The sequence below is a fragment of the Variovorax sp. GrIS 2.14 genome (assembly GCF_046115955.1).
GTDB lineage: Bacteria > Pseudomonadota > Gammaproteobacteria > Burkholderiales > Burkholderiaceae_C > Variovorax.
The window spans coordinates 1-7,791 of record NZ_JBJXIA010000056.1 but is presented as its reverse complement, the minus strand read 5'-3'; the positions used below and the strand labels follow the sequence as shown (position 1 = coordinate 7,791).

At 61.8% G+C, this 7,791-nt stretch carries 5 protein-coding genes and 1 pseudogene; 4 read left to right on the top strand and 2 right to left on the bottom strand.

The window, feature by feature from the left end:
* From RCH10_RS26875 to RCH10_RS26865, 3 genes and pseudogenes are all read left to right on the top strand, one after another.
* A pseudogene (locus RCH10_RS26875) lies at positions 1 to 243 on the top strand (phosphate ABC transporter substrate-binding protein PstS); the annotation flags it as partial.
* Positions 244 to 448: 205 nt separating this feature from the next.
* Positions 449 to 2,620, top strand: coding sequence for an alkaline phosphatase family protein (locus tag RCH10_RS26870; RefSeq protein WP_409054743.1), 2,172 nt, complete (start codon positions 449 to 451; stop codon positions 2,618 to 2,620).
* A gap of 4 nt (positions 2,621 to 2,624) precedes the next feature.
* The gene (locus tag RCH10_RS26865; RefSeq protein ID WP_323499471.1) at positions 2,625 to 3,335 is read left to right on the top strand and encodes a hypothetical protein; all 711 of its coding nucleotides are present in this window, start codon (positions 2,625 to 2,627) and stop codon (positions 3,333 to 3,335) included.
* A 300-nt stretch (positions 3,336 to 3,635) separates the two neighbouring features.
* Here RCH10_RS26865 and RCH10_RS26860 read toward each other — a convergent pair whose 3' ends face one another.
* Both RCH10_RS26860 and RCH10_RS26855 read right to left on the bottom strand, forming a co-directional pair.
* Positions 3,636 to 4,811, bottom strand: a complete 1,176-nt coding sequence (locus tag RCH10_RS26860) for an ATP-binding protein (protein ID WP_323499470.1) — start codon at positions 4,809 to 4,811, stop codon at positions 3,636 to 3,638.
* 201 nt (positions 4,812 to 5,012) lie between these two features.
* Positions 5,013 to 6,284, bottom strand: coding sequence for a tyrosine-type recombinase/integrase (locus RCH10_RS26855; protein ID WP_323499469.1), 1,272 nt, complete (start codon positions 6,282 to 6,284; stop codon positions 5,013 to 5,015).
* 359 nt (positions 6,285 to 6,643) lie between these two features.
* Between RCH10_RS26855 and RCH10_RS26850 the strand changes: the two genes are divergently transcribed.
* Entirely contained in the window at positions 6,644 to 7,690 is a 1,047-nt protein-coding gene (locus RCH10_RS26850; protein WP_409054742.1) for a DNA-binding protein, read from the top strand.
* Positions 7,691 to 7,791: the final 101 nt, after the last annotated feature.

The window sequence follows — 7,791 nt, the reverse complement described above, 5'->3', positions numbered from 1 at the left end:
AACCAGAATGGAAAGGACGCATGGCCGATCACGGGCGCCACTTTCATCCTGATGCAGAAGGTGCAAGACAAGCCAGCCAACGCGACCAGCGTGCTTAAGTTCTTCGACTGGGCCTACAAGAGCGGCGACAAGACGGCTGACGACCTCGACTACGTGCCGATGCCCGACAGCGTGAAGACCGCCATCACCAAGTCGTGGGGCGATATCAAGGACACGTCGGGCAAGACCGTCGCTCTGAAGTAGCGCCCGAACGGGTATACAGCCAACGGCGACCTGCGCGCCGCCAAAAGCCCTCACTTCAGGCTCTGCGGTCAAGTCTCGGACGGGTGACCTGGAATGCGGCCGCACCCCCCGCGAGACACCGTTCGGCAGGGCGCAGGCGCGGCGTCATGAATTTGTCACCAGTTGAATAAACAATCTTTCGTAGTACATAACTTCGCGGAATAACATGAAATCAAAAGCCATTTGGGTTGTCACTTCGGTTACGGCCGCTTTGCTTTACGCGTGCGGCGGCGGTGGGTCGGGGTACAGCGGCTTTGTGCCGTCGTCGACATCTGTTGCAACGACGCCCCCGGCGGTCACGCCAGCGCCGCCAGTCGCGCCAGTCACCCCGCCGGTGGTCGCTTCGAAGCGCACCATCGTCATGGTATGGGACGGCTTGCGCCCCGACTCCGTCACCGCTGCCGACACACCAAACCTCTTTGCACTGCAGCAACGAGGTGTCCAGTTTGCCGACAACCACTCCACGTACCCCACGTTCACGATGATGAACAGTTCGTCGTTCGCGTCGGGTTCCTTTCCGAAATCAAGCGGCTTTTACGGCAATACGTTCTGGACGCCGCCACAGGCCAGCGCCGCCCAGCCGGTACCGATCGGCAAGTCTGCCGCAGGCGCCGCACAGGACTATGTGGATCCCGTATTCACCGAGGACTACGCGGTACTCACCACGCTCAATGACTACTATGGAGGCCAGCTGCTGCTGGTGAAGTCACTTTTCAAGACTGCACAGGATGCCGGCCTCAAAACCGCGGCGATCGGCAAGTCGGGCGCTGCGTACTTGCAAGATCTTGGACGGGGTGGGTTCTTTCTTGATGAAAACACCGTGCTGCCGCTGACTCTGGCGACCGAGCTCCAAACAGCGAACTTCGCATTGCCCGCCAACACGGGATTCGCCTATCCCGCTGGCACGCTCACACTCACGGCCGCAAACGGCAATCCGACAGCTCGCGCTGGTGCTTTGACCTTTGCGCTGCCCAACGGCGTCCAGGCACGCGATGCAACCGACTCGACGCAAGGCGCCCCCGAAGACGGCGCCAACAAATACATGATGAAGGTGTACACCGACTACATCCTTCCAAAGAAGCTTCCCGATCTGTCGCTGATCTGGTTTCGCACGCCTGACAACACCCAGCACGCGTACGGCCCCGGCTCGCTGAACTACCGAAAGGCGCTGGCTTCACAGGACGCCCGGCTCGGCGAGTTGCAGGCAGGATTGAAAGCCGCTGGACTGGATGCCACCACCAACATCATCGTCGTCTCAGATCACGCCCACAGCAATGTTTCGGGACCGACCGCCTTGTTCCCCTTGCGTGCAATCACGCCCAGCACCTCGGTGACCGCAGGTGTCACCAACGCCGCTCTGGCAGGTGTCGACGCGCTCAACGGGTTTTCCGTATCGGGTGACGTCCGGTCGGCCGACCTGCTGACCTTCGCCGGCTTCAAAGCTTTCGATGGCAATGGCTGCACCACCACACCGATGGCCGGTATCAAGGCAGATGGTTCGGCTGTCTATCCCGTGAGCGTGGACACGACGGGCACACTTTGCGGAACTGCAAACACCAAATTCCAAGCCATCAGCGGCACGTTGGCGACCCCGGTGGCAAGCTTCAAGGTGCCAGCTGCTGTGCCATCGACCGGTATCGTGATCGCGGCCAACGGCGGCTCGGACTATTTCTACGTACCTGACCATGACGCCACCACGGTAGGCAACCTGGTTCGCTTCCTGCAGTCTCGTGAAGAGTTCGGGTCGGTGTTCGTGGACAGTCGCTACGGCGCCCTGGCCGGCACGCTACCGATGTCGATGGTCAACCTTGAGAACAGTACGCGCCAGAACAAGGGTCAGCCCGACGTGGTGGTCAGTTTCAGCTGGGATGCCCAGCAAAAAATCAACGGCTTGCCGGGCATCGAGTTTGAAAGCTTTGGCGGCAATCGCGGCATGCACGGCAGCTTCAGCCCGATCGACGTGCACAACACGCTTCTGGCCAGTGGCCCCGCGTTCCGCTCGGGCGTGACGGTCAGTACCCCCACCGGCAACGTCGATGTCGCTCCCACGGTGGCTTACATCCTTGGGCAGTCGATGCCGCAGGCTGACGGCCGAGTCCTGAACGAAGCGCTGCTCACACCCGTCAACGCGAGCGCGCCGACAGTCAAAACCAGCGTGGTCACGCCGCCCACAGCGGCCACCGGCCTTGTGTTCAAGCTCCCGACCGACCCGAGCGGTGCAGCCGTTGACACCGCACTCACCGTCGGCACCTATTCGATCAATCTGGCGGTCAAGGATCTTTCGGTGGATGGCAAAACATATCGCTACTTCGACTACGCACAGGCGATTCGCAAGTAACGCCATGCAGACCTTCATGATTGACTTTCTCGCCCGTGCAAAAAAGCTTGCATGCGGTGCGAGTGCTGTCGTTTTTGCGGTCATTCTCGCTTCCGTAAACCCATCGGCCTACGCTTCCGAGGCTTCGGCTGCTCGCCTGGATTTCGACAAGGTGTTTAACGCCGACGGCGCGGCGCCTTCGATGCACTTTCGAGCCGCTTACGTGTCTGCCGGAACCACGCATCAGCTGGAGGTTTGGCGCGACCACGAAATACGATTGAGGCGCCGGACGGATGATGCTGTCGAAACCTTCGTAAACAGATCAGCGAACGATCCGGAGTGGCGCATGGCTGTTCTCGACCTTCGCCGGAAGATCCGCACCGACGTCGATCGCACGAATCTTTATCGCGTGGGTCACTTTGTCGACTGGTTCGGTATGGGCCATGGCCTGACCCGACCGTCGGGCCCCTACGAGTTGCGCCAAACCGCTGCGCTGCGGAGCGTTGGCCCAGCCATTGCGGACTGTCGCTGGTATCGACTGTCGAATCAAGACAAAGACAGCCGCATTTGCTGGAGTCGCGCGATGGGGCTGCCCTTGCTCATCGCGACGCCCGACGGACGGGTTCAATGGCGCGTGCTTGAAGCCGATAGCCGTCCCGCAACGTCCGAGACCTTTCAGATCCATGACGAAGGCTTTGCTCGAAACAACGCGAACGCCGACATCAATACAGATTAAACAGTTGAAACGGCGCTAGCCAAGCTGAACCCCGCGACCATAGCCGAGGACGGGTGAGGAGGCCCTCTGCCATCGCCGCGATTGACGCTGCCCGCGTGGCTGTGATTCTCCCAGCAACTACCAACTAACGCCGACGCTGGCATCGTGTGTTGGCGCCGGCTCATATCTGACCCAGAGGGGGTGCGGCGGATTTCTTGGACTACCTCCAAAGGTAGTCCAAGAAATCCGCTGCACCCCCATTTTTGCGGACAGTGCCGAAGTACAAGTGAGCCAGGTGTTCAACCTACCCTGACCTCGCAGCTACAGGTCCTTGTCGAAGTTGCGGATCAGATACTCGTTGAACATTGGCACGGTAAAGGCGATATCGCCATGCGACGGGCTGTAGATCATTCCCTTGTTGATAATCTGCGAGCGCCGCGGCCCAAGACTCTGATGGCTTTCGCCTAAGCGTTCTGCAACTTCTGAGGAGCGATATGGGCCATTGCCAAGCTTGGCCATCGCGATGACATATTCGCGCTCCTTGGGTGTCAGTCTGTCGAATCGTACTTTGAAAAAACCTTCATCCAGTCGCCTAGTTGCATCGCTTGCCGCCTTTGCCGCGTCTGCCATAGTGATCGCGCCTGTTTCCGCGATGTTCCAACACTGGTAGCCCCACTCTTGAAGAAAGTAAGGGTAGCCACGAGTCCTTGCGAAAATCTCGTCCAACGCATCGCTGGTGATGGATTCACCTTCGTCTTCAACTGGCTGCCTTATTGCCGTCCTGGCATCTGCGAGCTCCAACGCTCCCACAACTGGATAGTGAAACAACCGCTCGGCGTATGACTTCGCATCGCCAGAAAGCGCCGCCACCTGCGGCAACCCCGCTCCGAAGAAAAGGACGGGCAAACCCTTCTGGTTGACCTTGTGCAGCGCGACGATCAGTGCAGCCAGATCCTCTGCTTTGAGGTACTGGACTTCGTCGACAAGTATCGTCCACGCCTTGCCGGCAGCGAGAGCAGCCTCTCCCACCCGCACGAACAGCTCGGCAAGGTCCGTCTCCAGATCGCCGCTGTCGGCAACGCCAACTTCAGGGTCCACGGATATAGCCACCCCCTCGTAGGAGACTTTGAAAACGCTCGCGAAGGATTTCAGGGCTCGCAAGGCTTTGTTTGCGCTTACCTTGGCCGTTTCGGTGAGCGAAAGCTTGCGCAGCGCTTGGCTGATACGAGGGGTCAACAGCTCGCCCAATCGCTTGTTTTCGGGCGCTTCTATAAAAGATGTGATGTGACCTTCCGCTTCAGCAATCTCCTGAATTTTGTTCAGCAGGACAGTCTTGCCAACGCCCCGCAACCCCAGCAGCATCTGTGAGCGGCTGGACCTCCCGAGAAGCGCCCTCTGGATTGCTACCTTCGCTTCATCCAGAATGGGTTGACGACCCGCAAGCTCAGGCGGTTGGCTGCCTGCCCCCGGCGCAAAAGGGTTCCGAACGGGATCCATAGTCGACTCCATATCTATGACAATCTAACAAAGTATAAGCATGTATACCCGGTAGATCATAGAGTACGATATTTTTTGGTAGTTTTTGATGTTTTGAGCCCGCGAGTGGTCGCTTCGCTAAACGAAGCTGTCGCCCATAGTCTGCAGGTGAAATGTGCATCAGACAGTCCGACTACTAGCGCAAACCTGTCGAGCCCCGGCCTACGCGTCCTTCGGCGGCGGCGTATCCAGCATGCTGGCCACCTTGCTGCGCCGGATCGCTGCCGACTGGTAGTAGCCCTGGAAGGTGGCCACGGTGCGGTGCCCCGTCATGGCCATGGCCTCGCCGATCGGCATGTCGCGAAGCCCGGCCTCCGTCACGAAGCCCGAGCGCAGCGAGTGCGCCGAGAAGCGGCCGTCCAGTCCCGCGGCCGCGCAGCGTGACTTCACGATGAACCGCACCCCCTCGGCGCCCAGCGGTGTGCCCATGCGGTCGCCCGCCAGCACGCGCCGGAAGATCGGCCCGCTGGTGATCCTGGCCGCACGCAGGGCGCCGAGCCAGTCGCGCATCGCCTCGGCAGCGGAGCCCACCAGGGGCTTGTAGTTCTCCGGCAGATCCTGCCCCAGCTGGTTCGCCTTGGAGTGGCCCAGCCGGTAGACGAAGCTCTCGCCGGTGGGCTGCAGGTTCTCCAGCGTCGCGGCTTCGACCTCCGAGCGCCGGCGGCCGCCGGTGGCCCAGGCGAAGGTGAGGAGGGCGCGGTCGCGCCGGCCGGCCAGGGTGCGGTCGCAGGTCGCCAGCAACTGGGCCAACAGGTCGGCGGTGAGGGCGGTCTGCTTGGTCGCGAGGGCAGAGCGCTTGGCGTAGGCGCGCCGCGTCAGGTCGAGCAGCGCCTTGACGCGCTCGTCCTGGCAGGGATTGCTCGCCGCACCGCTCAGTTTGTGCGCCTTGGACAGCACGCTCACCCGGTGGAGGAGGGTGCTGAGCTTCATCGGGCCGGGCTTGCCCTTGGCGCGGCTTCTGACCAGCGCCGCATCAACCTCGGGCGGCAATTCACAGGTGAGGCCCGAGAGCGTCGACTTCGACTTGCGCTCGGCATGGTCGGTGATGAAGGTGACCACCACCGGGAAGGCGACGGGCAGCGTGAGGCTGGACGGCCCCCAGGCACGCAAGATCTCCGCTTCGGTGTCCGAGTCCCCCTGAAGGTCCACCAGCATCGTCTCGCGCCGCAGCGCATACCAGGCGGCCCAGTATTGCAGCGCGCCCGCATAGGAGGCCACGGTGTTCTCCGAGCGGCCTTCCTTGGCCAGCTCGTCGGCGGCCCGCGCCGTGGCATCGCTCACGGCGGCCGCCTCGAGGTCGAACCTGCTTTTCAAGGTCGCCGGCGTGGCGCTGGTCGCCAGCACGCGGCCGCTGGAATGACTGCCGACATCTGCCTTTGCATCTGCCTTTGCATCAGCCTTTTCATCAGCTGTTTTTTCGGGGTCGAAGTTCATCGTCGTCCTCATTGTTGGCGCGTTCACCGGTGCGATTTCAGCCGCATCCATTTGACATAACCGGATTTCGCCCATGCCGGTCTATACAAAACGTTATCCTGTGTTGTACCATTTGTTATGTCGTACACCTTCTACCACGGATAAGTTTACCTTATCCGTGGTAAGCAGGGCGCCCAAGCTTGTCGCGCGGTTTCGCGTGTAGCTTGGGGGTCGAGTTGCAAATTCGCGTCGTCGGCGCGCAGGAAAGCCTAGAAATGAATGTCCAGTCAAAGTTCCGGTTCGCGTTGGTCCGCAGTGCCGAAGAAATCGCCGCCGGCCTCGCCCACGCTCCACGCACCACGCCATCCCCGGAATAATTCATGGAACAAAGAACCTTTTCCTCCTCGCGCGGCGTCCAGCAGGACGACGTGTCCGAAGCCTGCGACTCCTTATGGCTGGAGGGCATCCGTCCCACCAACGAGCGAACGCGCCAGAAGCTCGGACGGGGCTCGCCGAACACGATCGGCCCGATGCTGGACGCCTGGTGGAAGCAGAAGATGGCGCTGTCCACGGGCACGGGGCCGGCCTCCGTCGAGCAGATCCTTGGCTTCCCCGCGCCCGTGCTCGATTCGATGCGCGAGCTCTGGCAAAGCGCACTGCGGCATTCGGAGCGCATAGCCGAGGTCGGCATCGAAACGGTCCGGGTGCAGTTGCAGGAGGACCGCGCCGCATTGCAGGCCAGCGAGCTCGCACTGGGCGAGCGCGAGCGCAGCCTGGAGGCCTCGCGTGCCAGCATGGAAGAAACGCTGGCCACCACCCGCGAGGCACTGACCGCGGCGCAGCGCCAGACCGTAGATCTGGAGGGGCAGCGCAGCGCCCTGACCGGTCAACTCGATGAGGCCCGGGCCGCCCTCGGCCTCTCCGCGCGCCGGATCGACGCGATGCGCCTGGAGTCCGAGGCCAACAGCGCCGCCCATGCCAGGTCACTCAAGGAGCAGCAGGAACGACATGACGCGCACGAGCGCCGGCAGCTGCTGGAGATCGACCGCGCCCGCGAGGAGGCCCGCTTGGCCACCGCCGCCGGCGCAAAAGAGCTTGCCCGTCGCCAGTCGGTCGAGCTGCAGGCCAGCGAAGCGGCGCTCGCCGCGCAGGCCACCAAGACATCACTCGAGCGGGAGATCGCAACGGGGGCCCTCGTCACCGCAAGGCATCTGAGTGAGCTCGCGACGACGCGCGCGGCGCTGGAAGCCATGACCGCGCGCATGACAGATCGTGACAGTGCGCTCGCACGTGAGGAGACCGTGCACGAGGCTACGAAGGCGCTGCTGGAGCGTGCGATCGCAGCGGTGGAGCAGCGGCCGCAGGCGGAGCCTGTGATCAACGCAGCAAAGCCGCGACGTCGGTTAGTTCCTCCTGCTTTGTCATGAATCAAGCCTAGGGATGGTCTGCATAAGTCCACCGCAACATCTGCTTGAACGTTGACCACAGATGAGTCAAATCAGCCTTGGCACCAGTGGGTTCGAGCTCT

Bases quoted from the DNA above. Each gene is read 5' to 3' on its own strand.
- RCH10_RS26870 (WP_409054743.1), top strand. From the start codon at position 449: ATGAAATCAAAAGCCATTTGGGTTGTCACTTCGGTTACGGCCGCTTTG.
- RCH10_RS26865 (WP_323499471.1), top strand. From the start codon at position 2,625: ATGCAGACCTTCATGATTGACTTTCTCGCCCGTGCAAAAAAGCTTGCA.
- RCH10_RS26860 (WP_323499470.1), bottom strand. From the start codon at position 4,811: ATGGATCCCGTTCGGAACCCTTTTGCGCCGGGGGCAGGCAGCCAACCG.
- RCH10_RS26855 (WP_323499469.1), bottom strand. From the start codon at position 6,284: ATGAACTTCGACCCCGAAAAAACAGCTGATGAAAAGGCTGATGCAAAG.
- RCH10_RS26850 (WP_409054742.1), top strand. From the start codon at position 6,644: ATGGAACAAAGAACCTTTTCCTCCTCGCGCGGCGTCCAGCAGGACGAC.